This is a genomic window from Klebsiella sp. 18074, assembly GCF_902705905.1.
GTDB lineage: Bacteria > Pseudomonadota > Gammaproteobacteria > Enterobacterales > Enterobacteriaceae > Klebsiella > Klebsiella terrigena.
Genome location: NZ_CACSIS010000013.1, coordinates 103,607 through 130,518, shown reverse-complemented (window position 1 = coordinate 130,518; position 26,912 = coordinate 103,607). Strand labels below are relative to the sequence as shown.

Below are 26,912 nucleotides of genomic sequence, written 5' to 3'. Positions count from 1 at the left end.
AGCAACAAAACAATAGCGGCGGCCTGACGCCGCTATTTTTTCATCTGCCCGCCCGCAATCAGCTTAGCGACTTGTTCAGGCCGGCTGCTGCAGCTGGTATCCTCCCTGCTCCCGCGCTATAAGAACCGGCAGGCAGCTTAGCAGCCGCTGCGTATAGGGGTGCTGAGGATTATCCAGAACCTCATCACTCCACCCGCTCTCGACCAGGCTCCCCTTTTCCATCACCAGCACCCTGTCCGCTATCTGCTCCACGGCGCCGAGATCGTGCGTAATAAACAAGCAGGCAAATCCGTAGTGCTGCTGGAGCCGCTTGAGCAGTTCGAGAATTTGTTTCTGTACCGTCATATCCAGCGCTGAAGTGGGTTCATCGGCAATAATAAAGGCCGGGTGCCGGACAATCGCCCGCGCAATCGCCACCCGCTGGCGCTGACCTCCCGAAAGCTGGTGAGGATAGCGGGGCATAAACAGGTCTCCCAGCCCAACCTCATCCAGCACCTCGCGCACCCGCTGCTCGCGCGCTCTGCGGTTCATCGTTGCCACCAGCAGCAGCGGCTCTTCGATAATTTGCGCGACGCGCATCCGCGGGTTAAGCGAGGAGAAGGGATCCTGCTGGATCATCTGGCACTCCCGCCGCCAGGTGGTCATCAGCGCCTTATCCGCCGGATTAAGCGCCCGCCCTCGAAACGCCAGCACGCCCTGGCTGGCCTTTAGCATGCCCGCAATAAGCTTACCGATGGTGGTTTTACCGGAACCGCTCGCGCCGACCAGCGCCACCGTCTCGCCGGCACGCACATTAAAGCTGATCCCTTTGACCGCGTGCGTCACCTTTTGCGGGCGGAACCAGGACTTACGTCCTACGTAGCGGATATCGACATCCGTCAGCGCGATCACGCTTTCCGCCGCCAGCAGCCGCTGGCGGTCCGGCGCCGGCTGGCGTACCGGCAGCGCTTCCAGCAGGCGCCGGGTGTAGGCGTGCTGCGGTTCGGCCAGCAACCGCTGGCTGTCGTTCTGCTCAACTATTTCGCCTTGTTCCATCACCATAATGCGCGACGCATAGCGTGCAACCATCGACAGATTGTGGCTAATCAGAATAACGGCGCTGCCCTTTTCGGCGGTGAGCGCCAGCATCAGATCCATAACCTCATGCTGTACCAGCACGTCCAGCGCGGTGGTCGGCTCATCGGCAACAATCAGCTTCGGCTCAAGCAGCATGACCGCGGCGATCATCACCCGCTGGCGCATACCCCCGGAAAACTCATGGGGATAAGAGCCTAATAATTTCCCGGCATCCGCCAGACCGACGCGCTCCAGCATCGCAATAATCTTTTCCCTTCGCGCGGGCTCGCTGAGTCGAGTGTGTAATGCCAGCCCTTCATCAAGCTGACGGCCAATCGTCATCGCCGGATTGAGCGACGTCATTGGCTCCTGAAAAACCATGCCAATGCCCGCGCCGCGCAGGTCGCGTAGCTGCTCCGCGGTAAGGTGATTGAGGTCGTGTCCGTCAAAAACCAGCGAATCGGCAAAGCTGGTCACCCCCGTCGGCAGCAGCGAAATTAAACAACGCATCGCCAGGGTTTTACCGCTGCCGGACTCCCCAACCACCGCCAGCACTTCGCCGGAAGCGAGCGCAAATGAAATGCCTTTTACGACCTCTCGCCCCGCGACGCTAACCCGAAGGTTGCTGACCTGCAATAAGGCGGTTGTATTGTTCATCATTGCATCCTCGGATCGAGATAATCACGTAACGCGTCACCCAGCATGTTCACTCCCAGAAGAGCCAGCGATATACAGAGGCCCGGCAGGAGCGCCAGCCACGGCGCCTGGGCGAGATAGCTGCGGCTGGCGGCCAGCATATTGCCCCACGTCGGTTCCGGAGGCGGCACGCCGAGACCGAGAAATGAAAGCGCGCTTTCTGAAATCAGCACCCAGCCCAGCATCGAGGTTGCCAGCACAGTCAAGGGCGCCAGGCAATTGGGCAGAATATGACGGCGTAAGATCGCCCATTCGTTATGACCCATTACCCTGGCCGCAGAGACAAACTCCGCCTCGCGCAATTCCAGCACGGTCCCGCGAACGATGCGCACCACCGAAGGGGTGTAGGCCAGACCCAACGACAGAATAATGCCGTAGCGGTTGTTGCCGAGAATGCTCAACAGCGCCAGCGCCAACAGAATGCCGGGAAAGGCCAGAAGCGCGTCGGTCACCATCATAATCAGCCTGTCCACCACGCCGCGCAGGTAGCCGCTGATAAGCCCCAGCGTAATACCGACCAACAGCGCAAAGCCGACCGTTACCAGGGAGATGGTCATACTGGCATTCGCCCCGGCCAGCAGGCGGCTCAGCACGTCGCGGCCGTATTCGTCGGTGCCCAGCAGGTGACCCGCGCCCGGGGACTGCAGCCGCGCCAGAATATTGATCCGCGACGGATCCAGCGGGGTCCAGAAGAAGCCGATGATGCCGGCCAGCGCGATGGTGCCAATCAGCGCGATTCCCAGCAGGGCGTTTGGCGCGAGGACGATATTTTTTCTCTTCACGCAGAAACCCTCGGATTGAACAGTGGATAGAGCGCATCAATCAGCAGATTGGTGAGCACATAGAGCGTGGCGATAAATAGCATACATCCCTGAATAACCGGATAGTCGCGGGCGTAAATGGCGTCCACCAGCAGGCGGCCGAGACCCGGCAGGCTGAAGACCGTTTCCGTCACCGCCACTCCGCTGAGCAGGTTGCCGAGCGTCAAGCCAATCAGGGTCCACGTCGGCCCGAAGGCATTCGGGAAAACGTGGCGCGTTAACACCGCGCGCTCACGCAGCCCCTTCGCCCGAGCGTGGGAAACATAATCAAGCCGCAGCACCTCCAGCGTACTGGCCCGCATCATGCGGACCAGCGCGCCGATCTCCACCAGCACCAGCGTCATCACCGGCATCAGCAGATACAGCAGCCCCGCCTTCAGGTCATCGCTCAATGAGACGTAGCCGACAACCGGCAGCCAGCCCAGCTTCAGGCCGAGCAGCAGCAGAATAAGCAGCCCCATCCAGAAGCTCGGGATCGACAGCAGAAACGTGGAGAACATCACCAGCCCGGTATCCAGGGAGGAGTTTTGTTTCCACGCCGCCAGCATTCCCGCGGGCACCGCAAGCAGCGAGGCGATAACAATGGCCACCAGCACCACGCTTAGCGTCACGCCGAAGCGCTGCAGAATCAAAGGCAGCACCGCCTGACCGCTCTGAATTGAGTGGCCAAAGTCGCCGTGCAGCACGTTTGTGGTCCAAATGAAGAACTGCTGCACGATCCCCTGATCCAGCCCCATGCTATGGCGCAGATCGGCAAGACTGGACTCCGTCGCCATATCCCCCAGCATCAGCAGGGCTGGGTCGCCCGGCACCATACGCGTCAGCAGAAACACCAGCACGGTCACCAGCAGCAGCGTCGGAATAGCGGTCAAAATACGGGTAAGCAGAAACTGCAACATGCACGTCTCCTTATCTCATCAGGCTTTGCTGACGTTCCACAGCCGCGCGGCGGCGGCGAGCCAGGATTTATAGCCGCTGATAGCCTTACGGTGTGCGACGATATCCAACCCGGGATAAAAGATGATCAGCGGAACATCAGCAATCATCTGCTGGTGCAGCTTATCGGTGATGGCCTGGATCCGCGCCGGATCGTCGACGGTAGCCAGCTCATCCGTCATGGCGATAGCCTGCGGGTCCCCCCATACCTTACGTTTCTGTTTCGTTTTATCACCCACCAGTTGTTCAAACGCCAGCGCCGGGTTGAAGCGCGCGGAGTAGGTAAAGGTCATCATCTGATAGCGCCCAGCCTGATAGCGCTCAAGCTGGGTCGCCCACTCCATGGTGGTGACGCGGGCGTTAATTCCCGCCGCCTGCAGCATCGCCTGGATAATAATGGCCATGTCAAAACTCGGCACGGTCGCGCGCTTATTGGCGATAATCTCCAACGGCTCGCCTTTATAGCCCGCCTCTTTCAGCAGCCGGGCCGTGCGGGCCGGATCGTACTTATAGCCCTGCTTTTGGATATTGCTGTAAAACGCCGAGGCCACGGAAATGTTGGAGTTAGACGCCTGCGCCAGATTCTGGCTGGTTCCCAGCGCGATCTGTTCGCTGTCCAGCGCAGAGGCTATCGCCTGGCGAAGCTTGACGTTTTTCAGCAGCGGGTCGTCGGTCTGAATCAGCATCACGTGACGCTGGGCGTTCGGCGCCACTTCGAGGGAGATATTGGGGTCTTTTTTAAGGTCGATGCCGTCAATCGGGCTCACCTGCGCCAGATCCACTGCCCCCGACTGCAGTCCCGCCTTCACCGTTGCCGCATCGGGGATCGCCATAAAGCGCACTTCGTCCACCAGCGCCTTTTTGCCGCCGACAAAACCATCCGCTTTCCCCGTCAGCGCGCTGTAGTCGGCAAAACGCTTCAACGAAACGTATTCGCCATGCTTCCACTCGCCAAAGCTGAACGGCCCGGTGCCGATCGGCGCAATCCAGGCACCGTCCGCGGCAACCGATTTAGGGCTGATAACCGCGGCAGCGCCGCAGTCGGTGCGCGCCAGGGTATCTAAAAACAGCGCCACCGGTTTCTCCAGCGTCATGACCACGGTATGCGCATCCGGCGCGCTGACATCGGTGACATGAATCAACCCGCTGCCGTCGAACTCACGCAAACATCGCCACTGCGTTTTCGGGTCGTTCCAGTGCTTCCAGCTCCACACCACGTCCTGCGCCGTCATGGCGTCGCCGTTGTGAAACTTCACCCCTTCGCGCAGATGGAAGGTATAGGTTTTACCTTCATTACTTACATCCCAGGATGATGAGAGCATCGGCCCAACGGTACCGTCTTCACGGTAGCCCACCATGCCTTCCACCACGTGCATCAGGACATCATCGGTGTTTCCATCCCGGTTGACGCCCGGCTGGCTGCTGCGGATATCCTGATTCAGCGCAAAACGGATAACCTCGCCATCCGCCGCGTGCGCCGCCATGCCCGGCAGTAACAGGGCAACAGCTGATAATAATTTTTTCATACCGATCTCTCTGTTAATCGAGCGTGTAGCGCGTGAAGTCGCGGTTAAGTGCCGGAAGCGGTACCACATCCATCATCCCCTCGGCGGGGGTCATCACGATCATCGCCACCGTGGCGGATAAATCGCTGCTGAACCCCGGCCGCGGCGGACGACATACGGAATAGGGGGAGCCGAAGTCATCGAAAAAAGCGTTTTTCATCTCCTCTTCTCCCGGTTTTGCATGGGCATTAAGTAATTCATGGACGCGCCAGCCGCGGTACAGCGAATCCGGCGAGGCATCGATGCCCTCTTCGCGAATTTTGCAGCGCGCGGGCAGGCTCTCCCAGTGGTTGGCATGAACCAGCAGGCCATTTTGCGGGTAGAGGGTGAAGCTTTCGTCCGGGGCGCATTCAAAATCGATGGCAAAGCCCTCTTTTGTGCTGAGGATCATATTGTTGGAGCACGACTTTGGCGTAGTGGCGACCACCTTCATCGCCAGCGCCATATGCTGCTGTTCCAGCGCTTTGCGGCGGATCAGGGACAGCGGAACGCCCTGCTGCTGATAATCGCGCTCGCACCGCAGATAGTTAGCGGTGATGGCAATACCGGCGCTGTTCATCCCACTGCGACCAAGCCCCCCGGCCTCCACAAAAGTCAGTACATCTGGCCCCTGCTGACGCTTAATTTTCACCACCACCGAACTCTCCGCGCACTCCGCGCGCCAGTCCCAGTTTTGTCCATGAATCAGTTTGCCGTGCGGGCTGCGCTGCGGCAGGATCACCGCGCCGGTACAGCCATCTTTTATGTTGTCATCGTGCGGCGTCGGGCAGTGCTGCAGGCTGCGCGCCTGGGCGATAACTTCGGTACGGGCGTTGATCATCACAATAGCCTCCAGCGAAACGCCTGATGCGCAGGCAATGCCGCGCATTTCGTCGAAATAGTCCGCGTCAAACTCGCGGATGATGGCGCTGAAGCTATTAATCAGGCGATCGCGCTGTTCCTGGCCGATCCGCAGGGCGTTGAGCTGGTCGCCGTAAATGGCCACGCTGGCGTGGATCCGAGCCCTGGCCTGCTCACCGTACTGGCAGCCCCGCTCGTACGGCGTGCCGGAAATTTCGATTAAGGGAAAAGGTTGCGTCACGTTGTTCGCTCCTCAGCGATTTGCCTGCAGTACGCGCAGGAAAAAGTCTTTTACTTCATCCAGCACCTTCATGCCGTCGTGGCCGACGTTTGGCACTATGTCTTGTTCCGCCTGCACGCCGTGTTCGCGTAGGCTGTTGAGCAGCGCGGTATTACGTTCGATTCGGGTGAGACCGGCATCATTGCATCCCGGCAGATAGTACCGACCGCCGGGTTGATGGGTGATTTCCCAGGTTTCCAGATCGACCTTGCCGACCACCAGCTGTACGGCCACCTTTTTTAATGCTTCGTAATTCAGAGGCTTGCCAAAGATTTGCTCAAAGTTCTGCACGCCAGGCCACCAGGCTTTGCTGTCGTCCAGCAGCGTGACGGAACCCGGGGCGCCAATGGAGACCCCCAGCAGCTTTTCCGGGTGAATGTAAAGGAAGCGGTGAGCGAAATGACCGCCTCCCGAGTAGCCGAACAGCAGAAACTTGCCAAAGTCGCAATCCAGCAGCTCGCTAACTTCATCAATCATTGCCAGCAGCGCCAGGTCATAGCGAATATCCTGCTCAATGATGTATTTAAAGCCGTGTGAATTCCCGTCCCCTAACGGCCCAACGGGAAACAGAGGCGCCAGAACAACGCAGCGGTTGTAGCGGGCGAACTCGGTAAAAGCATCCCGATATTGCACCATCGAACGACCGGTACCGTGCATCGCTACGACCAGGCGATAGTCGGTTTTGTCACCATCGAATCCGGGCGGGACGTATAAACAATACTGGAAGCGGGGATCGTGTCGGCTGGAAAAAATAGTCGTGCTGCCGCGATAGTAAAGCGCCTGGCTGCGCCCGGCGGCATGCTCAGAATCATTTTTAATTACTGATAGTTGCATAAATTGTTTTCTCGTTCATCGGCTGTTCAAAATTGATTCAAACACAAAACCAAAATTGGCGCCAATTTAATAAACAATTTATTAACAAAAGATCTGGTTCATGTCACAATTCAGCTTTGGGTCAGAGCAAAAGCCAATAGACCGACGGTTTAAACTGGTGCCAAAGCCGGGAACCGTTCATTATCAGGCTGCAAAAAATCGCGGGAACCAGGACAAGGAGCTGAGGATATGTTGCAAGGTAAAAGCACTCTGGTGCACGTTGCCAACCTGCTGGCGATGGATATTAATACCGGGGTTTTCCAGCCAGGCGCCTGGCTGAAACAGGTCGAGCTGGCTGAACGCTATGAGTGCACGCGCAGCGATGTTCGTCGCGCCCTCGATCAGCTGGTCATCGAGCGACTGGTGCAGCATGTTCCCAATCGTGGGTACCACGTTTATTCCCCTGACGTGCAGCAGCGCCGCAATATTTCGCGCATCCGCGCGGTGCTGGAAAGCGCATCGGCCAGCGATATCGTGGAGAATATCCAGCCCGCGCAGTTAGCCGCCCTGCGCCAGTGCGCCGAATTATTTGACCACTACACTCAATTCGGCACGATCCTGCAACAGTATGAATCCAACCTCGCCTTTCACCGCGCGCTGCTTGCCCCCTGCTCGAACAAAGACATGATTGAACTGATTTTCGAACTCCGCAGCCGGGTTCCCTCCGCGGCGCTGGGGCAATGGAACTCACACGCGAGGATCGTCCAGTCCTCACGGGAACATTTCGCGATGGTCGAGGCGATAGAACGAGGCGACTCTTCTACCCTGGCGACGCTGCTGCGCCAGCATATCCTGCAGGACGACGATCAGCCGACGAACGCCCAGGCAGCGCCGCCAGCCCCAACGGACGGCTTAATGCGATGAGATAAACGCGGAGGGCGTAACCGGGGCGGGCAGGGAAAAATTGCGCTTCATGCGCTCAACTTCGCGCACCGGCGTCAGGCCAAAAAGCCGCTTAAACTCGCGGCTGAACTGAGAAATGCTCTCATAGCCGACCCGCACGCCGGCGGCGGAGGCAGTCAGGTTGCCGCGCAGCATCAGCAGCCGGGCCTGATGCAGGCGCGTTGATTTCAGGTACTGCATCGGCGAGGTGTTGGTTACCGCCTTGAAGTGGCTGTGAAAGGTCGGAACGCTCATCCCGACCTCTTTTGCCAGGACGCTAACGTCAAGGCTCTCAGCGTATTGCGCATGAATTTTTCGTATCGCTTTCGCCACCTTGCCAAACTGGCCCTGCATCTGCAGGGCGCTGCGCAGCGCCGATCCCTGCTCGCCGGTCAGCACCCGGTAATAGATCTCCCGCAGCATCGATGGTCCGAGCATTTCCGCATCCAGCGGCGAAGACATAATCTGCAGGAAGCGTAACACCGAGCCGCCTACCTGCTCATCCATCAGGCTCGACATCATGCTTCGCGGCGCGGCGGCCGCCGACGCGCCGCGGCCGTCAAGCTCCAGCAGCAGATCTGCGGCTAAGGTGAAGTCCAGGCGAATGTAAATAGCCAGCATCGGTTCGGCTGCGCTGGCATCGGTCTCCATGGTAAACGGTACCGGTACGGAGACCATCAGATAATGCCGGGCATCATACAAATAGACATCATTGCCGAGAAACCCCTGCTTTCTCCCCTGCACGACAATAACGATCCCCGGCTCGTATAAAACCGGCGTGCGCTGCAGCGGTCGGTTCGATCGCAAAAAGCGAACGTCGGGCAGCGCGGTAAGGTTGTAGCCCTCCTGCGGGGTCAGGCGGTCCAGCAGCATCACCATTTTCCGGTCAGCGGTCGTTGTCATAAAGCCTGCGTTAAAGAAGCGGAAACCTGCGCGAAGTGTGACACTCCCAGCCCGTCGCGTCCAGACGACTCATAGGAACAGGCAAAGACCGCAGAGGATCGGGGCTACGCCAGACCGCCGTGGTGCCCTATTCTGCCTGCTCAATTTAACGAAGGAGAAGCCGTATGCATTCAGCAAAACTATTTTTCATCACCGGCGTCAGCAGCGGGTTTGGCCGGGCGCTGGCAGAAGAGGCGCTCAGCGCCGGGCATCGGGTGGTCGGAACGCTAAGGAACGAGAGCGACCGGGAGCAGTTCGAGGCCCTGTCGCCGGGTCAGTGCTTTGGCAGAGTGCTGGACGTTACCGATTTTGCCGCCATCCCACCGCTCGTTGCGGCCGTAGAGCGGGAAATAGGCGCGGTTGACGTGCTGGTCAATAACGCCGGCTACGGCCATGAGGGGATCATGGAGGAGTCGCCGCTCGAGGAGCTCGTGGCGCAATTCAACGTTAACGTATTTGGCGCGGTCGCGGTAATTAAAGCTTTTGTACCCTGGTTCCGCGCGCGCCGCGCCGGCCACATTGTGAATATCACCTCGATGGGGGGATTTATCACCATGCCCGGCATCAGCTACTACTGCGGGAGTAAGTTCGCCCTGCAGGGGATTTCCGAAACCTTAACCAAAGAGCTTAAGCCCTTTAATATCGCCGTGACGGCGGTGCAGCCGGGATCGTTTCGCACCGACTGGGCCGGGCGCTCGATGGTGCGCGCAGCCCGCAGCATTGACGATTACGACCGCAGCTTCGGCCCCATTCGCGAAACGCGGATGCAGCGCAGCGGCCACCAGCCGGGCGATCCGCGCCGGGCGGCGCGGGCGATGCTGGCGCTGATTAACCATCCGAACCCACCGGTATCGCTGCTGCTGGGAAGCGATGCCGTGACCCTGGTTAAAGAAAAGCTTCAGCAGATGAGCGCCGGGATAGACGCCTGGGAGGAGATCAGCCGCTCCACGGATGGCTAATATACGCCGGGACTCCGTCCAGGGAAGGACGAGAACCCGACCGCCGTTTAACGCTCCCCGCCTCCTGCCCCTCTGTGCAACATCCCTGCCGCCTGGCCCGACGTTTCGGCTAAATCCACACGATTAATGATAATACGAATGATCTTGATAATCATTATCATTTCTACATATAATTCTGTGAAAATACTCAGCATAAAAATAAATGCTGCCAATAAAACAGAAAATGGATATTTATGTTTAATATGGAATGCTTGTTAAAATCTCTGGTTGTTAGCGGTGCGTTGGCCTTGACGGCATGCCACGGGGCGTCCTCGACGACGTCAGCCCCGGCTACCACCAAGGTTCAGGACTGCACCTGTATTGTGGAGACGGCCTCCGGCAATTCCCTGACGCCGGCACAGCTTATCGCCAGGATACGCAGCGCCCCGATAGTCATCGTCGGCGAAGAGCACACCAACGTCCGCCATCATCAGATTGAGCAGTGGCTGCTAAAAAATCTGGCGCAATCCCGCCCTCAGGGCAGCGTGCTGCTGGAGATGATCGATATCAGCCAGCAGGAGGCGGTCAACCGGGTCAAGCAGGCCGGCGCGTCCGGTACGCCGGTCAGCGCCACCCGCGCGGCGGAAACGATGCGCTGGAACAGCGGCTGGCCGTGGGATCTCTATCGTGACCTGGTGATGACTGCCCTCGAGGGCCCCTGGCCGCTGATGGCCGCCAACATCAGCCGCCAGCAGGTCAAAGAGCTCTATCAGCGCCCCGCTTTTCCGGACGGAGAGCGATCTTCTCGCCCGCAGGTGCATGAAGCCCTGTCGGCTATCATCTTCCTGATGCACGACGGTCAAATCAGCGGCGAGCAGGTCACCGCGATGATGGCCATCCAGCAGAATCGCGATCGCTTTATGGCCAAACAGCTCATCCAGGCGCCGCGCCCGGCGCTGCTGATTGCCGGCGGCTACCACGCCGCCAAAGATGTCGGCGTCCCCCTGCATCTGGCCGATTTAGGCGCGGATAAGCCGCTGGTGGTGATGCTCACCACCAATGGCACCACCCTGACGGCCAAACAGGCTGACTATATCTGGCCCGTGCCGACGGCAAAATGAAGAGCGCGATGAATACGCCCCCGATCCTTGCGCCCGCACCGTGGCTCAAGGGCGCCGCAGGCAGCGTGCTGCTCCACGCGGCGCTGGTCCTGCCGTTTATTCTCCATTTTTCCCTCAGGCAGCCCGAGCCGCCGCCTGCCGCGGTGATGATTGAATACGCGCCCGAGCTGGAGGTCTCCTTCATTCGCCCCGAGCTGCCGCCGGGCATCAGCCAGCAGCGCAAGGTAGAAGCCATGACCGAACGCGAGTCGCTCCATAATAAAGAGCTGCCGAAGCTGCTTCAGCAGGAGGACGCAGAGCTTAAGCTGGCAGCAGCAACGCCGGAAAAAGAGCGCAAAAAGAAAACGGAAAGAAAGAAGAAATCGGCCCGGGAGCGTAAAGAAGAGCAGGGAAACTCGACCACCACCAGCCTGGCCGCCCCGCCGGTACAGTCCGCGCGGACGCAGCGCAGTGCGGCGCCGCTGGACACCGATGCAGCCAGCATCAGCCAGAGTAAAATCAGCTGGGAATCGCTGGTGAAGGGCAAAATCAACAAAATGCGCAACTACCCTGACGACGCAAGGCGGCGCAAACGCACCGGGACGGCCGTTATCGCCTTCAGCGTCGATGAGCGCGGCGAAATACTCAGCACCCGGCTGGTCACCTCATCCGGCACGCTGTCGCTGGATCGGGCGGCGCTTGTTGCGCTTGAAAGCGCCCGACCGCTGCCGCCGCCGCCAAAAGAGATGCTCAGAAACGGCGTCCAGAAGGTCACCCTGCCGGTGGAGTTCGGGCTATTAAAAATATAACCCTGGACATTACCGGCATTAACCGCCGGCCGATTAATAAACTTAAATAGCATCATTTAATTGATTCATTTCTGCATCACCCGCCGCGGCAGGGAAATTAACCCTGCTGGTGGCGGAGCTTTTATTTTTATTTATGCGCAATTTATCGCGGCGCGGTCGTTCGGCTGCGGCGGGTAACATTGCTCATTTGCTGCGTTGATAAAATACAAAAACAGGAATTGATTATGGAAAAATCGCAAATAGCCAAAGGGATTATGGCCGGACTTATTATTGTCCACGGCCATAGCTTTGCGGCAGAAAACGAGGGCGAGTCGGTCTTCTCTCCCCTCACTATTACCGATAACCCGCTGGCCGAGAAAAATCAGGTCGGCTCCTCTGAGGAGAGCTACGCCCGCCCCGGGGCCTACAGTTCGCGTACGCTAAATAAGAATTTGCAGAGCCTGGATGCCTCACTGCGCAGTATGGCGGGGACCTATACGCAAATCGATCCCCTGCAGGGTTCGATCAGCGTCAATATTCGCGGCATGAACGGACTGGGCCGGGTGAATACGATGGTCGATGGCGTCACTCAGACCTACTTTGGCATGGCGCCCGCCAACTACCACGGCGGCGCCAACACCGCCGCCGGCGTCCCGCTCGACCCGAACTTTCTTGCTGAAGTCGACGTGACGCGCGGCAGCAGCGCCGGCTCTCAGGGCGTTAACGCCCTCGCGGGCAGCGCCAATATGCGCACCATCGGCATCGATGACGTGCTGCGCGAGGGGCGCCAGGCGGGAGTTCTTTCCCGCTTCTCGGTGGGTAATAATGGCCTTGGCCGCACCGGCATGGTGGCGGTTGCCGGCAAGACCGACACCTTCGAAAACGGCGGCGCCCTCGGCGCGCTGGTCGGCATCAGCGGTAGCCGAACCTATGCGACCTATAAAAACGGCGGCGGGCGCAGCAGCGAAGATTTTATCGGCGAAGATAATAAATATTTGCGCCAGGAGCCGCGCTCCCAGCTTTATAAGCTGAACTTTAACCCGGACCAGTTCAATAAAATTGAGCTCTCCGGAAGAAATTACAGCAACAGCTTTACCCGGCGCGACATCACCAGCGACGATTACTCCCTGCGCTATAATTACGCCCCGCTGAACGAGCTGGTGGAATTAAACCTGCTGGCCAGTACCAGCCGCGGAAATCAGGCCTACAAGCCGGAGTCGCTGTATAACTTCAATAGTTCTTCCACCACCAATAAATCCAACGCTATCGATATTAGCAACACCGGTCGATTTAAAATGGGCGAGGACCTGTTTACCGTATTCCAGGTCGGCGGCAAGTTAATGGATACCCGCTATACCCGGCGCTTTGTGCAGAATACTGCAACCGACCACAACGCCTTTGCGCCCGCCGGCAAGCAAAAGATCTCGGCCTTATATAGCAGCCTGACGCTAAACAAAGATATTTATCAGCTCGATCTCAATCTTAACTATACCCGCAGCCAGGTGACAGGCTTCAAGCCGGCCTGCGGCGATAACGAGAAGTGTTTCCCGCAGGGCGAAAGCCATCTCAATCTTGATGATAACAGCCTAAACCCTTCGGCGACGTTTTCGGCCCAGGTCACCCCTTGGCTGCAGCCCTTCGTCAGCTGGAGCCGCTCCTCCCGCGCGCCAAACGTCCAGGAGGTCTTCTTCGCTAACGAAGGCGGCGCATCGATGAACCCGTTCCTCAAGCCGGAAAAGGCGGAGACCTGGGAGGCCGGCTTTAATATCAATAAGCAGGGTCTGCTGCACGAGCAGGACAGCTTTCATTTAAAGGCGCTGGCCTACCGCACGCGGATTAAGGATTACATTAACAGCGAATCCTTCCTGCTATGCAACAACGGTCAGCTCTGCAAGGATTTCGACAACTCCCTGGGCGGCTTTAACGCTAACGTCTATGTCAACACCACCTCAGAGGTCACCAGCAAAGGTTACGAAATTGAGGCTGGATATGATATCGGCTTCGCCTACGCGAACCTCTCATGGAGCCAGCAGCACACCGATCAGCCCACCTCGATCGCCAGCACGGTTTACAGCTTTGCCTACAGCGACCTCAGCGACCTGCCCGAAAGTTACGCCACGCTCGACGTCGGCGGCCGCCTCTTCGACCGCCGGTTAACCGTCGGCAGCCTGGTCAAGTTCACCGGTAAAACCAAACGCCTGAGCACCGAGGGATTCGGCGACGACAATACCGTGCCGAAAGAGAGCATGCCAAATATCCCGACCGTTATCGACCTCTACAGCAGCTGGCAGGCAACCGACAACGTCCAGCTGCGCCTTAGCGTGCAGAACGTCACCAACCGCGATTACGCCGAAGCGCTGAACCGCATGAATCAGAGTCTCGATTACGCCCGGGAGGGAACGTCGGTGAATACCACCGCCCGCGGGCGAACCTGGGTCTTCGGCGCAGAGATCCAGTTCTGAGTTAAAACCCGGTGCCGGATAAAGCCCTGGTTTTGTCCCGCGCCGCCCACTCTTCATATCAGGAATAAAAAATGAATCGCTCCAACTTAAGCACACGACTGGGATGCCTGCTTATTGCGGCGCTCCTGCCCGCATCGGCGTTAGCCATCGATCCGCCAGCGCGCGAGACTTCACGCTTCGCCCTGAAAACCAATTATCTCGAGCAGGCGGATGAAGGGATTTACGAACTGGCCTTCGATAACGCCCATCAGTACGTCTTTGCGGCGGTGACCGATCGCGTGAACCGCGAGGCGAACAGAGGCTATCTATACGCCTTTAACCCGACGTCGCTGGACGTTGCCCACCGCTACGAGATGCCGTACCGGGCGTTTTCTCTGGCGATGAATCAACCGCAGCATCGGCTCTATATCGGCCACACCCAGTCGGCCTCGCTGCGGATAAGCCTGCTGGATACCGCCACCGGGAAGCTGACAAAAACCAGCGACAGGCTCAGCTTTAAAATGGCTAACGCCGCGGATTCTCGCTTCGAGCATCTGCGCCATATGGTCTACAGCCAGGATGCCGATACCCTGTTCGTCAGCTACAGCAATATGCTGAAAACGGCGCAGGGTACGCAGCCGCTGCACAGGCTGCTGATGCTCGACGGCACCTCGCTGGCGCTAAAAGGCGAGGTCAAAGAAGCTTATAAAGGTACGGCCTATGGGCTGACGCTCGATGAAAAAACGCAGAAAATCTACGTTGGCGGCCGGGATTACATCAACGAGATCGACGCAAAAAAGCAGCAGGTGCTGCGCACCATTGCCCTCAAGAACACGCAGCCGCGGCTTCCCAGCGCGCAGAATCTGGCGGTGGACGCCGACTCCGCCAGGGTCTTTGTCGTCGCCTTCGATCATGACGACCGCAGCGGCCCCCGTGACGGACTCTATATTTTCGACCTGCGCGACGGCAGGCAGCTGGGCTACGTGCGTACCGGCGCCGGGGCCAACGCGGTAAGGTACAACCCGAAATATAACGAGCTCTACGTCACCAATTTCACCAGCGGCACCCTCAGCGTTGTCGATGCCACAACCTATGCCGTGACCCGTGAATTCCGCACGCCGGTCTATCCAAACCAGATGGTGCTATCGGCGGACGGGGATACCCTGTACGTCGGAATAAAGGAAGGCTTCAACCGCGACTGGGATCCTGACGTATTTGTCGAAGGGGCGAAGGAACGCATCCTGCGCATCGATTTGCGCAAATCGTAGCCGACCGGCGCGCGCTCAGGGCCCGACGGCCATTCGTTTTTAGCGCATGATGCCTCTTATCGGACGGGCGGCCTGAAAAGGCCGCCTTTTTACGTTATAGTGCTCCGGTGCCGGAAACGCCGTGCCCGTTTCTGATGCCACTCTGGCCATTTTCAAATACGACGGCCAACAGGCTGTTGTAAAACAGGAGTATACAAACATGCGCTTACTTCACACCATGCTGCGCGTTGGCGATCTGCAGCGTTCTATCGAGTTTTATACCAACGTGCTCGGCATGAAGCTGCTGCGTACCAGCGAAAACACCGAATATAAATATTCGCTGGCCTTCGTTGGCTACGGCGAGGAGAGCGATACGGCGGTTATCGAGCTGACCTACAACTGGGGCGTCGACAAATACGATCTCGGCAGCGCCTACGGCCATATCGCCCTGAGCGTGGATAATGCGGCAGAAGCCTGCGAACGTATTCGCCAGAACGGCGGCAACGTCACCCGCGAAGCCGGCCCGGTTAAAGGCGGCACCACGGTTATCGCCTTCGTTGAAGATCCGGACGGTTACAAAATCGAGCTGATCGAAGAGAAAGACGCCGGAAAAGGTCTCGGCCACTGACGGTTTCGGGCGCCGATCGGCGCCCGCTGTTTTATCCTCTGACTGCTGCAAGGCACGGCAAAATTTGCCATAATGCGCGCTACTTTTTTCCAGTAAAGAGAATCTGATGTCCGAGAACGTTCAACTTAATGGTCTGTGCGACCGTTTTCGCGGTTTTTATCCTGTGGTTATCGATGTCGAAACCGCCGGGTTCAATGCCAAAACCGACGCCCTGCTTGAGATCGCTGCCATTACCTTGAAAATGGATGAGCAGGGTTGGTTGATGCCGGACGAAACGCTGCATTTTCATGTTGAACCTTTCGAGGGTGCGAACCTGCAGCCCGAAGCGCTGGCATTTAACGGCATCAACCCTAACGACCCTGAACGCGGCGCGGTGAGCGAGTACGACGCGCTGCACGCTATTTTCAAAATGGTCCGCAAGGGAATGAAGGAGAGCGATTGTAATCGCGCCATCATGGTGGCGCACAACGCCACTTTCGATCTCAGCTTTACCATGGCTGCCGCCGAGCGCGCCGGGCTAAAACGCAATCCGTTCCACCCTTTCGTCACCTTTGATACCGCCGCACTGAGCGGGCTGGCGCTCGGTCAAACCGTGCTGTCCAAAGCCTGTCTCGCCGCCGGTATGGAGTTTGATGGCACCAAGGCGCACTCTGCGCTGTACGATACCGACCAGACTGCCCAGCTGTTTTGCGAGATAGTTAACCGCTGGAAGCGCCTTGGCGGATGGCCTCTGCCGCTGCCTGAGGCGGAATAAGAGACAAAAAAAAGCGACTTCATCGGAAGTCGCTTTTTTACAGGTAGCAAAATTATTCTGCTTTCGGCTCGTCAGTTTTATACTTCGCCGCCGTTTCTTTGATCAGCTGCTGTAGTTCACCGCGCTGATACATTTCAATCACGATGTCGCAACCGCCAACCAGCTCACCATCAACCCACAGCTGCGGGAAGGTCGGCCAGTTTGCATACTTCGGCAGCTCCGCGCGGATGTCCGGGTTCTGCAGGATATCGACGTAGGCAAAGCGTTCGCCGCACGCGGAGAGCGCCTGCACGGTCTGAGCGGAAAAGCCGCAGCTTGGCAGTTTTGGCGATCCTTTCATGTACAGCAGGATCGGGTTTTCAGCGATTTGACGTTCGATTTTTTCTACGGTAGTGCTCATTGTCATGCTTCCTTAACTTCTATACGGCAGTAATTTGTCATTGTAGCGTGCTGAACGCAGGACAGATAATAACATTTTTTTCACTCACTATATTTTATCTTCTGTGCCCAGAAGTTGCCTTATAAATATGACTTTATCAGCCGGCGCGCCGTTGCACTGCGCATTTTGTGTACAAGCAGGTCAATGTCTGGCATATTTTTTTGCAATTGTTAATCAAACGACACTTTAGATACAAAAGTGAAAACAAAACACATAATACGCATATAAATCATAAAATTATAATAATAATAGATTAAAAAATACACTGCAATTCACCACATTGCACCACAAATCCAGTCACTATTTATCAATAACTTAAGACCCTTTTGTGACCTGCCTACAGCAGCATTTTCCCTGCCGTGCCTCTTAGTTACGCCACAAAGCCATCAGTATCAAATCGGATAGTGACTACAACCGCCGACCAAGGGCTGATCGATATTCACGACCGCGGGCCGCTCGTACTGGTTCCAGAAGCCGCTCGTGAATGGATGAGACAGGATATTGGAGGTAAGGAAGCCGGGGAGATTGCCGCCGATGGAATTGTGTCTGCAAAACATTTCATCTGGCATACGGTATCGCGCACAGTTAGTAATATGAAAGACCAAAGCTGATTACCTAGCCTTAGATAAGAACCATAAAAAAATACTTAAAAACAATGTGTTAAATAATCATTCATGACATAACAAATATAAATAGCAAGCGCCAACATTAAAAAGATTAAATTTTAGCCAGACATGGTAGACTAAAAAACATTCATTGAAAGGTTAATCATCATGTCATTTCTCGATTACGCAATGAAGCTCATCGGTGGAACGTCCACCGCCACCTGCCCCATCTGCGGCTTAAAATCCCCCCAGCCTGCATCAAAGATTCGGTTAAAGCAGGCAATGCTATGCCCGGGATGTAAGGCCCTTTTTGTCTCGCCACGCTAACCCCTTACGCCGGCTCACGTACAAACCGGTGTTCTATACTGAAATAAAGACCGGCAGCTGTTAAATCCCTGATGCCTTACGCCCATCCTGAGAGAACGTTTCTGAACTGATTTCGCAACTGCTCCTGCGCGTTAATGTCGCATCAGAGCAACGCTATGAAAATGAATCCCCGGGCATGGTTTAGCCGCTCCCGTATGTCTACGAAAGCCCCTGAACTGGTGCCGTCTCCTGCCAACGACTCAACAAGCGAAAATAGCTTGCGCTCTGAGCTGTTTTCGACGCCTCAGATGGAACGTTACGGCCAGAAACTGGCGCATACTCATAAGTTGTCGCCGGACAAGCTGCCTTACTATCTTCTTAAACGGCTGGGGGATAATGAGGCTGCGATCACGCAAAACTGTTATGCGCTCAATGCCGGGAAAAAATCGAGCATCATGCCCGCGGGTGAGTGGCTGCTTGATAATTACTACCTGATTGAGGAACAAATCCGCATTGTCCGCCAGCACCTGCCAAAAAGCTTTGGCAAAGGCCTCCCGTCCCTGGCATCGCCTCACCACTGCCCACGCATTTACGATATTGCATCTGAAGCTATTGCCCACGGAGACGGGCGCTGGGATGTGGCCAGCCTGACCAGCTATATTGCGGCCTATCAACAGGTGACGCCGCTGACGTTAGGCGAGGTCTGGGCGCTACCGGGCATGCTGCGTCTGTCTCTAATCGAAAATCTGCGTCGCGTCAGTATGGAAGTAGTAAAAGCCCAGCAAGAGCGCAGCCTGGCAGATACATGGATTACGCGGATTTTCGAATGTGCCGAGAATACTCCGGCAGACTTAATCATGGTGGTCGCCGACATGGCGCGCGCGCGGCCGCCGCTGAGCAGTGCGTTTGTCGCAGAACTGGTACGCCGCCTGCAGGGGCGCGGCAATGCGCTGGCTCTGCCGCTGACCTGGGTGGACCAGCGTCTTGCTGAACAGGGCGTGACAACCGAGGTTCTCATTCACCGCTTCAATCAACAGCTTGCGGCCAGCCAGCTTTCCGTCAGCAACAGCATCGCGGGCTTGCGTTTGCTGAGCGAAACGAACTGGGCTGATTTCGCCGAGGCAATCAGCGTCGTAGAACAGACATTGCGTCTCGATCCTGCCGGCACCTATTCCCGTATGCACTTTGATACCCGGGATCATTACCGCCACGTCATCGAGATCCTGGCCAGAGACAGTCGTTTCAGCGAGTCAGAGGTAGCCAGCCGGGTACTGGCCCTTTCTGTGGAAAATGCGCCCGGCACGCCGGGGCATCATATTGGTTATTATCTGGCCGGTGGAGGCCGCGAGCTGCTGGAAGTACAGCTTTCCGCAGATACCTCAGGGCTGATACGCCTGCGGCATAGTTTCAACAAAATCCCCTTGTTGTCATGGCTTGGCAGCCTGAGCCTGCTGACGACAGCGGTGACGGCCGGAGTTTTGCACGAAACCGCGCAGCAGGGAATGGGCTGGATGCTGATACTTTTGGCGTTGCCGCTTATTTTGGCGGTCAGTCAGTTAATGAACGATTTGTTGAGCGAAGCAACCACTCGCTTTCGAATACCCCGACCGCTGCCGCGAATGGATTTTTCCGCTGGAATTCCGGCTGATTGCGCGACCCTGGTAGTGGTCCCTTGTATGCTGACAAGTCACGAAAGCATCAGCAAGCTCCTCACCAGCCTGGAAGTGTGCTGGCTGGGTAATCAGAACGAAAACCTCCGCTTCGCCCTTCTCACCGATTTTGCCGATTCCGCCGTTGAAAAACCGCCAGAAAACAGCGGGCTGCTCAGACAGGCCATCGCGGAAACTGAGGATCTTAACCGCCGTTATCCAGCCAGCCGCCCACGCTTTTATCTTCTGCACCGACAGCCAGAATGGGCCCCCACGCAAGAAAAATGGATGGGTTATGAACGCAAACGGGGAAAGCTGGCGTTGCTGAACAACTGGTTGCGCCATCCCGCGGCACAATTTTCCAGCGTCGCAGATGCGCCAGCGCATCTGTTGCCGGGTCATATTAAATATGTCATCACCCTGGACAGCGATACAGTGTTACCGCGCGACACGGCGCATAAGCTGGTCGCGACAATGGCGCATCCGCTCAACCTGCCAGAGTATGATCCGCTACGGCAGAGGGTCGTCAAAGGGTACGGCATTTTACAGCCCGGGATGGCGGAGGAAATGCCGCGCAACGGACAGGGACGCTATGCCGCCATGCGCAGCAGCGTGCCGGGTAATAATCCCTATTCGATGATGTCTTCAGATATCTATCAGGATCTCTTCGGCGAAGGATCGTTCGTTGGTAAGGGCATTTATGACGTCGATATCTTTGTCCTGGCCACCGCCAACGCCTGCCCGGAAAATCTGGTCCTCAGCCATGATTTACTCGAAGGGTGCTACGCTCGCTCCGGGCTACTCAGTGAAGTTTTACTCTACGAGCAGTACCCGAACAACTATCTGTCAGACGTTGCCCGCCGCACCCGCTGGATCCGTGGCGACTGGCAGCTGCTTAACTGGCTCAGCCCGTACGTCAGAAAGGCGGATGGAACCCGGGATAAAAACCCGCTATCGGCGCTTTCCTGCTGGAAGTTATTCGACAATTTACGCCGCAGTCTGGTCAGCCCGTCTTTGCTGGCGCTTCTTTTTTGCTCCCTGCTGCTGGTCCCCAACCCGCTTTATTGGCTTGGCGCGCTGGCGCTGGTGTGGTTATTGCCTTCAGCGCTGAGTATCAGCCACGACCTTCTGCATAAACCGCTTCGTCGCCCTTTGCGGCTGCATATTCCACTCGTCGCGGCCGGGGCGCTGAAACGGTTTTCCCGTATCGGGCTCAATTTTGCGATACTGCCGCATGAGGCCGGATACTCATTGTACGCCATTGCCGTGACGCTCTGGCGTCTTGGCGTCAGTCAGCGCAATCTCATCCAGTGGACCAGCCACAGCCCCGACGGCCATCAGCCCGGCGTTTCGGTGATTCGTTTTTATCGGGCGATGTGGCTGAATGTTGTCGCCGGGGCGGCATTGACGATGATGACTTTTCATTTTTCCCCACGGCTTCTGACTATCGCTCTGCCCGTCGGCGTTCTATGGTGTCTGGCCCCCCTGCTGCTGAGCTGGCTAAGCCGCCAGCCTGAACGTAAGGCGATTTCGCTGAACCAGGAACAGAAGCAGCTGCTGCGTCAGACGAGTCGCGAAATCTGGGCCTTCTTTGAAACCTTTGCCACGGCAAAAGAGAACTGGCTTCCACCGGACAATTACCAGGAAATACCGCAGCCAACCATCGCACATCGCACCTCCCCCACCAATATCGGACTTTCCCTGATGGCCAACCTGACCGCCTGGGATTTTGGCTACCTGCCCGGGGGAGAGGTTTTACAGCGCGTGACGATGACTCTCGACTCAATGGATAAAATGGAACACTTCCGGGGCCATCTCTTTAACTGGTATGACACCCGCACGCTCGCGCCCCTCAGCCCACGCTATGTTTCGAGCGTTGACAGCGGCAATATGGCCGGCCATTTACTAACATTGCGCGAAGGCCTGTCCGCCATGCGTCATCAGCCGGTTTTGAACAGCGAGCAGATCCTGGCCGGACTGAACGATACGATAATCATTCTGGAAAAACACTGGGGTCAGAACGCGCCAACCGGTCTGCGACTGCTGCGCAAGCACTGCCTGAACGCAGCGTCGCTGCCTCCGACGCAGCTGTTCAACGAACTTAAAAAAATGCGCGCCCAGTGTAACCATCTGACGACGCAGTGCGCTCAGGAGAGCAGCCTTGTGGTGCGCTGGACAGGACACCTTGAGCATCAGCTGGTGCAGCTTTGCCATGAATGGTCGCATTTGCTTGGCTGGATACCTCAGACGTATAGCGAACAGATGCTGCCGACATTGAGCTGGCTTGCCGGCGCGAGCTATTGCGGCGAAGGAACGCCTCCGGCATCGGCTACGGCGCTGGCCCGCATGCGGCTGAAGATTATCACTGAACTTGAACAGCGGCTGAACGATCATGCGAGAATGGATTTTGCTTTTCTGTACAGCGAGGCGACCAGCCTGCTCAGCGTCGGCTACAACTGTGATACGAACACACCCGATAAAAGCCATTACGATCTTCTGCCGTCTGAAATCCGTCTGACCAGTTTTCTCGCCATCGCGACTAACCAGCTGCCGTTAAAAAGCTGGTATGCCCTGGGACGGTTGTTCACCACCATTGACCATGAAACCGCGCTGATGTCGTGGAGCGGTTCGATGTTTGAATACCTGATGCCAAACCTGGTGATGCCCACCTGGCCCGGTAGCCTTCTCGATGAAATGAGCCAGTCCGCGGTTAAGCGTCAGATACGCTGGGGCAAAGAGCGTGGGGTGCCGTGGGGGGTATCGGAGTCCGGTTATCATGCTTTTGATGTTCAGCACAATTATCAGTATCAGGCATTTGGCGTACCGGGCCTCGGTCTGCGGCGAGGACTTGCTGACGATATGGTCATCGCCCCGTATGCGACACTGCTGGCGCTAACGATCTCTCCGCAGAAAGCCTGCGAGAATCTGCTCAGCCTGGAAAAAAACGGCGCGCGCGGCGAATACGGTTTTTATGAAGCGCTGGACTATACTCCCTCCCGCCTCGCAACCGGGCAGCTGTATGCCGTCGTGCAGTCCTGGATGGCGCACCATCAGGGGATGGCATTTCAGGCGCTGGCTCACGTGCTGCTTAACGCCCCGATGACGGATCGATTCATGTCCAGTACCGTCTTCCGCTCGGCGAGCCTGCTGTTACAGGAGCGCGTGCCGGATGCGGTCGATCTCTACAGCCCGCGCCGTCATTTCGAATCCCATGAAGGAAGGGTCAAACCCGTTCGCTACGAACCGCGTATTTTCACCGGAGCAGATACGCCGGTGCCTGAAGTTCAGCTGTTGTCCAACAGTCATTACCATCTGATGTTGACCCCCGGTGGCGGTGGCTATAGCCGCTGGAACAATATTGCCCTCACGCGCTGGCGCAGCGATACGACCCGGGATAACTGGGGAGCATTCTGCTATATCCGCGATTCGCAAACGGGCGAAGTCTGGAGCAATACCTGGCATCCCACCGGCAAAGACGCCGATAACGGCGACGAGGCGATCTTTACCGATGCCGGCGCTGAATACAGGCGTACTTTCGGATCGCTGAGTGTCAGAACCCAGATTGTGGTCTCCCCGGAAGATGATATTGAACTACGGAGGCTCACGCTGGTACACAGGGGGCGAATGCCGCGCGACCTTGAACTGACAACCTATTCCGAAGTGGTGCTGGCGTCCGACGCCAGCGATCGGGCCCATCCGGCATTCAGCAATTTATTCATCCAGACCGAGATTAACCCCGATCGTGACGCGATCCTGTGCCATCGCCGCCCGCGTTCGCTGGACGAACAGAACCCGTGCATGTTTCACATGGTGGTCGTGCATGGCAATAACAGTAAGAGCATCTCGTTTGAAACCGACAGGGCAGCATTTATTGGCCGCGGCAGAACCCCTTCAAATGCGCTGACAAGCGTAAAAAAAGGACCGCTCAGCAATACCTCGGGGGCCGTTCTTGATCCGATACTGGCGATTCGCCACGCTATCACGCTACTGCCGGGACAGCCCGTCACTATCGATATCGTTTACGGTATCAGCGAAAGCCGCCAGCACAGCCTGGCGTTGCTTGAAAAATACAGAGATCACCCCATCGCTGACCGCATCTTTGAACTGGCCTGGTCCCACAGTCTGGTGGTGTTACGCCAGATGAACGCCAGTGAAGATGATGCCACGCTGTTTAACCGTCTCGCCAGCGCGGTGCTTTACCCCTGTCACGAGCTGCGCGCCGACGGCCAGATTATCAGCCGTAACCGGCGAGGTCAGTCCGGCCTGTGGGGCTGGGCGATTTCAGGCGATCTGCCGATAGTGCTGTTCAGTATCACCAGCGAAGAGGGTATCGCCTCGGTAACAACACTTATTCAGGCGCACCGATACTGGCGCCAGAAAGGGCTGGAGGTCGATTTGGTGATCCTCAATGAGAGCCCTGGCGGTTACCAGCAGGCGCTGCAAAACCAGATTATGGATTTGATTTATGCCAGGTCGGGAGCCAGCCTGCTGGATAAATCAGGCGGGATTTTTGTCCGTAATGGCGAGCATCTCTCCGCCGAGGATAAGCAGCTTCTGATGAGCGTCGCCTGCCTGTACCTTGATGATCGAGCCGGCGGGCTAAGTGAACAGCTTAACCAGCGCATTCATACCCTAAAACCCCAGGCCAGGTTGCTAATTCCGCACCCTGCAGCGGAGGGCAATCGACATACCGACTGGACGCCTGATACCCATCAGCTGCGCCATTTCAATGGGCTCGGCGGCTTTTCTCAGGATGGTCGGGAGTATCAGATTGTCCTCAGGGAAAACGAGCCGACGCCAGCTCCGTGGTCAAATGTGCTGGCAAACGCCGATTTTGGCAGCGTTATCTCAGAGGCGGGACAGGCCTACAGCTGGTATGAAAATGCCCATGAATACCGCTTAACGCCCTGGGAAAACGATCCGGTGAGCGACCGCAGTGGTGAAGCCTTCTATCTGCGTGATGAAGAGAGCGGTGCGTGCTGGTCGCCGACGATACTGCCGGTGCGCGGCCACGGCGACTATTTGACCCGTCATGGTTTTGGCTACAGCGTGTTTGCCCACCGGGAGAGCGGGATAGACAGTGAGTTGACGATACTGGTCGCCGAACAGGCACCGGTTAAACTGGCGATCCTGACGCTCAGTAATAATTCGGGACGAACGCGTAAACTGTCCGTCACCGGCTATGCGGAGTGGACGCTTGGGGATTTACAAACCCGTTCGGCCTCCCATATCGTTACGTATCCAGTCAACATTTCTGGCGGTTGCGGGGTGATGGCCAACAACTTTTACGGCGCTAACGGCGGCGAGCGCACGGCATTTTTTGCCGTCAGCGGCTCCGACTGCTCGCTGACGGGCGACCGCCGCGAGTTTATTGGCCGAAACGGTTCATTGCAAAATCCGGACGCCATGAAGCTGCGCAGGCTCTCGGGTAAAACGGGGGCCGCGCTGGATCCCTGCGCAGCAGTACAATCCGCGGCCACGCTAATTGATGGCGACCAGAGAACGTTTATTTTTGTCCTTGGCGTGGATGAAAATCATAGCCGGGCTCAGGAGACCCTGGCCCGCTATCTGAATGAGGATACCGTCCGCCAGGAGCTGAACAACGTTCACCGCTATTGGCATCACGTACTCGATAAAATGGTGGTCAATACCCCGGACACCTCCGTGAACTTACTGGTCAACGGGTGGTTGCTGTACCAGACGATAGCCAGTCGCCTTATGGCGCGTAGCGGTTACTATCAGTCCGGCGGCGCATTTGGTTTTCGCGATCAGCTGCAGGATACGCTGGCGCTCAGTCACGCCGCCCCGGAAAGGATGCGCGAACAGATAGTGCTGTGCGCAACACGACAGTTTGTTGAGGGAGACGTGCAACACTGGTGGCACCCTCCTCACGGTAACGGCGTGCGTACATGCTGTTCGGATGACTATCTCTGGCTCCCGCTCGCAGTCTGTCACTATGTCGAAACGATCGGGGACACGGAAATACTGGAATTGAATATTCCTTATCTGCAAGGTCGCCCGCTCCATCCGGGTGAAGAGTCCGTCTACGACACGCCGGTCATCAGCAGCACCGAAGAGACGCTATGGTTACACTGCGTCAAAGCTATTCAGCATGGATTACGCTTCGGGCAGCACGGTCTCCCGCTGATGGGGGCCGGCGACTGGAATGACGGGATGAACCAGGTTGGCATTGAGGGGAAAGGTGAAAGCGTCTGGCTGGGCTTCTTCCTGTACGATATTTTACAACGCTTCGCTTCGCTTGCCGATCGGCGACAGGATGCCAGCGTCGCTTCAATGTGTCGTTCAGAGGCGCTGCGCCTGCAAAAAAATCTCGAAACCTCGGCATGGGACGGTGAATGGTACCGGCGAGGATATTTTGACGACGGTACTCCCCTGGGCTCAAAAGCGTCGCAAGACTGTCGAATTGATGCGATTGCGCAAAGCTGGTCGGTACTGTCCGGGGTCGCCAGCCGGGCGCGTAGCGTCATGGCGATGCAGGCGCTGGATAAGCATCTGGTGGATAACGAGGCCGGGCTAATCAAACTGTTAACGCCACCTTTCGATGGGCACGGGCTGAATCCGGGATATATCCAGGGCTATCTGCCAGGAGTGCGGGAGAACGGGGGGCAGTATACTCATGGCGCCATCTGGGCGGTGATGGCGTTTGCCCGGATGGGGAATGCAGAACGCGCGTGGCAGCTGTGGTCAATGATCAACCCGATAAACCACACGCTGGATGCCTGTGAAGTGGAAAGATATAAAGCGGAGCCCTACGTCATGAGCGCTGATGTGTACAGCGTCGCGCCGCATACGGGTCGTGCCGGATGGAGCTGGTATACCGGTTCCGCAGGCTGGGCATACCGTTTGTTGACAGAGGAGCTGCTGGGGATAAAACGTTGCGGTACTTCCCTTACCGTTCATTCTCTGTTGCCGGACAACTGGCCGTCGTTTTCCATGACATATCAGTACGGCGACAGTCAGTATCACATTAGCGTTTCACGTGGCGCCGGGAAATACCAGGCCACTCTGGACGGCATCATCCTCCCCGATGACAGCATTCCGCTGATGGATGACGGACAATTCCATACCATTGATATCATTCAGAACTGACGCTGGCTTAGCGTGC

General features: G+C 57.1%; 18 protein-coding genes and 1 pseudogene. 11 read left to right on the top strand and 8 right to left on the bottom strand.

Going from position 1 to position 26,912, the window contains the following annotated elements; genetic code table 11:
- Positions 1 to 75: 75 nt before the first annotated feature.
- Genes GVK32_RS14710 through GVK32_RS14685 form a run of 6 tightly spaced genes read right to left on the bottom strand, consistent with a single transcriptional unit; the run spans position 76 to position 7,028 of the window.
- Entirely contained in the window at positions 76 to 1,716 is a 1,641-nt protein-coding gene (locus tag GVK32_RS14710) for an ABC transporter ATP-binding protein (RefSeq protein ID WP_159870923.1), read from the bottom strand.
- Positions 1,713 to 2,534: an ABC transporter permease gene (locus GVK32_RS14705; protein ID WP_123708163.1), complete on the bottom strand. Its 822-nt coding sequence runs from the start codon at positions 2,532 to 2,534 to the stop codon at positions 1,713 to 1,715. The genes GVK32_RS14710 and GVK32_RS14705 overlap by 4 nt, the downstream gene beginning before the upstream one ends.
- The gene (locus tag GVK32_RS14700) at positions 2,531 to 3,472 is read right to left on the bottom strand and encodes an ABC transporter permease (protein ID WP_123708164.1); all 942 of its coding nucleotides are present in this window, start codon (positions 3,470 to 3,472) and stop codon (positions 2,531 to 2,533) included. Before GVK32_RS14700 ends, GVK32_RS14705 begins: the two co-directional genes overlap by 4 nt.
- Before the next feature lie 18 nt (positions 3,473 to 3,490).
- Positions 3,491 to 5,035, bottom strand: a complete 1,545-nt coding sequence (locus tag GVK32_RS14695) for an ABC transporter substrate-binding protein (RefSeq protein ID WP_159870920.1) — start codon at positions 5,033 to 5,035, stop codon at positions 3,491 to 3,493.
- A 13-nt stretch (positions 5,036 to 5,048) separates the two neighbouring features.
- On the bottom strand, positions 5,049 to 6,155 hold the full coding sequence (locus tag GVK32_RS14690) for a C45 family peptidase (RefSeq protein WP_200842883.1): 1,107 nt from the start codon (positions 6,153 to 6,155) through the stop codon (positions 5,049 to 5,051).
- Between the two features lie 12 nt (positions 6,156 to 6,167).
- Positions 6,168 to 7,028: an alpha/beta fold hydrolase gene (locus GVK32_RS14685; RefSeq protein ID WP_159870917.1), complete on the bottom strand. Its 861-nt coding sequence runs from the start codon at positions 7,026 to 7,028 to the stop codon at positions 6,168 to 6,170.
- Positions 7,029 to 7,256: 228 nt separating this feature from the next.
- On the opposite strand from GVK32_RS14685, the gene GVK32_RS14680 reads away from it, so the two are divergent.
- Positions 7,257 to 7,931, top strand: coding sequence for a GntR family transcriptional regulator (locus GVK32_RS14680; protein ID WP_159870914.1), 675 nt, complete (start codon positions 7,257 to 7,259; stop codon positions 7,929 to 7,931).
- Here the strand turns inward: GVK32_RS14680 and GVK32_RS14675 are convergent.
- On the bottom strand, positions 7,920 to 8,852 hold the full coding sequence (locus GVK32_RS14675) for an AraC family transcriptional regulator (protein ID WP_159870911.1): 933 nt from the start codon (positions 8,850 to 8,852) through the stop codon (positions 7,920 to 7,922). The two genes, GVK32_RS14680 and GVK32_RS14675, sit on opposite strands and share 12 nt — an antisense overlap.
- A gap of 164 nt (positions 8,853 to 9,016) precedes the next feature.
- Here GVK32_RS14675 and GVK32_RS14670 point away from each other — a divergent pair, with 164 nt between their 5' ends.
- From GVK32_RS14670 to rnt, 7 genes are all read left to right on the top strand, one after another.
- A complete protein-coding gene (locus GVK32_RS14670) occupies positions 9,017 to 9,850 on the top strand; it encodes an oxidoreductase (protein WP_159870908.1) in 834 nt (277 codons plus the stop codon).
- Between the two features lie 233 nt (positions 9,851 to 10,083).
- Positions 10,084 to 10,950, top strand: coding sequence for a ChaN family lipoprotein (locus tag GVK32_RS14665; protein ID WP_159870905.1), 867 nt, complete (start codon positions 10,084 to 10,086; stop codon positions 10,948 to 10,950).
- An 8-nt stretch (positions 10,951 to 10,958) separates the two neighbouring features.
- Positions 10,959 to 11,738, top strand: a complete 780-nt coding sequence (locus tag GVK32_RS14660; protein WP_227697870.1) for an energy transducer TonB — start codon at positions 10,959 to 10,961, stop codon at positions 11,736 to 11,738.
- A gap of 224 nt (positions 11,739 to 11,962) precedes the next feature.
- Positions 11,963 to 14,179 carry a TonB-dependent receptor domain-containing protein gene (locus tag GVK32_RS14655; protein ID WP_159870902.1) on the top strand — a complete coding sequence of 739 codons (2,217 nt, stop codon included), beginning with the start codon at positions 11,963 to 11,965 and terminating at the stop codon, positions 14,177 to 14,179.
- Positions 14,180 to 14,250: 71 nt separating this feature from the next.
- Entirely contained in the window at positions 14,251 to 15,426 is a 1,176-nt protein-coding gene (locus GVK32_RS14650) for a YncE family protein (protein ID WP_159870899.1), read from the top strand.
- A 199-nt stretch (positions 15,427 to 15,625) separates the two neighbouring features.
- Positions 15,626 to 16,033 (top strand): lactoylglutathione lyase, encoded by a 408-nt coding sequence (gene gloA / locus GVK32_RS14645; protein WP_041147656.1) that lies wholly within the window; start codon positions 15,626 to 15,628, stop codon positions 16,031 to 16,033.
- A 106-nt stretch (positions 16,034 to 16,139) separates the two neighbouring features.
- Positions 16,140 to 16,787 (top strand): ribonuclease T, encoded by a 648-nt coding sequence (gene rnt, locus GVK32_RS14640; protein ID WP_123708173.1) that lies wholly within the window; start codon positions 16,140 to 16,142, stop codon positions 16,785 to 16,787.
- Positions 16,788 to 16,839: 52 nt separating this feature from the next.
- Here rnt and GVK32_RS14635 read toward each other — a convergent pair whose 3' ends face one another.
- The gene (locus GVK32_RS14635) at positions 16,840 to 17,187 is read right to left on the bottom strand and encodes a Grx4 family monothiol glutaredoxin (protein ID WP_041145851.1); all 348 of its coding nucleotides are present in this window, start codon (positions 17,185 to 17,187) and stop codon (positions 16,840 to 16,842) included.
- A gap of 434 nt (positions 17,188 to 17,621) precedes the next feature.
- Between GVK32_RS14635 and GVK32_RS14630 the strand changes: the two are divergent.
- The 3 genes and pseudogenes from GVK32_RS14630 to GVK32_RS14625 all read left to right on the top strand — a co-directional run.
- Positions 17,622 to 17,837: pseudogene (locus tag GVK32_RS14630) on the top strand (SOS response-associated peptidase family protein); the annotation flags it as partial.
- 162 nt (positions 17,838 to 17,999) lie between these two features.
- On the top strand, positions 18,000 to 18,158 hold the full coding sequence (locus GVK32_RS29160; protein ID WP_218029263.1) for a YnfU family zinc-binding protein: 159 nt from the start codon (positions 18,000 to 18,002) through the stop codon (positions 18,156 to 18,158).
- A gap of 155 nt (positions 18,159 to 18,313) precedes the next feature.
- Positions 18,314 to 26,896, top strand: a complete 8,583-nt coding sequence (locus GVK32_RS14625) for a GH36-type glycosyl hydrolase domain-containing protein (RefSeq protein WP_159870896.1) — start codon at positions 18,314 to 18,316, stop codon at positions 26,894 to 26,896.
- Positions 26,897 to 26,912: the final 16 nt, after the last annotated feature.

What these genes read in the sequence shown, in the direction of transcription:
- GVK32_RS14710 (WP_159870923.1), bottom strand. Translation starts at nt 1,716, where the DNA reads ATGATGAACAATACAACCGCCTTATTGCAGGTCAGCAACCTTCGGGTT.
- GVK32_RS14700 (WP_123708164.1), bottom strand. Translation starts at nt 3,472, where the DNA reads ATGTTGCAGTTTCTGCTTACCCGTATTTTGACCGCTATTCCGACGCTG.
- GVK32_RS14695 (WP_159870920.1), bottom strand. Translation starts at nt 5,035, where the DNA reads ATGAAAAAATTATTATCAGCTGTTGCCCTGTTACTGCCGGGCATGGCG.
- GVK32_RS14685 (WP_159870917.1), bottom strand. Translation starts at nt 7,028, where the DNA reads ATGCAACTATCAGTAATTAAAAATGATTCTGAGCATGCCGCCGGGCGC.
- GVK32_RS14680 (WP_159870914.1), top strand. Translation starts at nt 7,257, where the DNA reads ATGTTGCAAGGTAAAAGCACTCTGGTGCACGTTGCCAACCTGCTGGCG.
- GVK32_RS14675 (WP_159870911.1), bottom strand. Translation starts at nt 8,852, where the DNA reads ATGACAACGACCGCTGACCGGAAAATGGTGATGCTGCTGGACCGCCTG.
- GVK32_RS14670 (WP_159870908.1), top strand. Translation starts at nt 9,017, where the DNA reads ATGCATTCAGCAAAACTATTTTTCATCACCGGCGTCAGCAGCGGGTTT.
- GVK32_RS14665 (WP_159870905.1), top strand. Translation starts at nt 10,084, where the DNA reads ATGTTTAATATGGAATGCTTGTTAAAATCTCTGGTTGTTAGCGGTGCG.
- GVK32_RS14660 (WP_227697870.1), top strand. Translation starts at nt 10,959, where the DNA reads ATGAATACGCCCCCGATCCTTGCGCCCGCACCGTGGCTCAAGGGCGCC.
- GVK32_RS14655 (WP_159870902.1), top strand. Translation starts at nt 11,963, where the DNA reads ATGGAAAAATCGCAAATAGCCAAAGGGATTATGGCCGGACTTATTATT.
- GVK32_RS14650 (WP_159870899.1), top strand. Translation starts at nt 14,251, where the DNA reads ATGAATCGCTCCAACTTAAGCACACGACTGGGATGCCTGCTTATTGCG.
- gloA (WP_041147656.1), top strand. Translation starts at nt 15,626, where the DNA reads ATGCGCTTACTTCACACCATGCTGCGCGTTGGCGATCTGCAGCGTTCT.
- rnt (WP_123708173.1), top strand. Translation starts at nt 16,140, where the DNA reads ATGTCCGAGAACGTTCAACTTAATGGTCTGTGCGACCGTTTTCGCGGT.
- GVK32_RS14635 (WP_041145851.1), bottom strand. Translation starts at nt 17,187, where the DNA reads ATGAGCACTACCGTAGAAAAAATCGAACGTCAAATCGCTGAAAACCCG.
- GVK32_RS29160 (WP_218029263.1), top strand. Translation starts at nt 18,000, where the DNA reads ATGTCATTTCTCGATTACGCAATGAAGCTCATCGGTGGAACGTCCACC.
- GVK32_RS14625 (WP_159870896.1), top strand. Translation starts at nt 18,314, where the DNA reads ATGAAAATGAATCCCCGGGCATGGTTTAGCCGCTCCCGTATGTCTACG.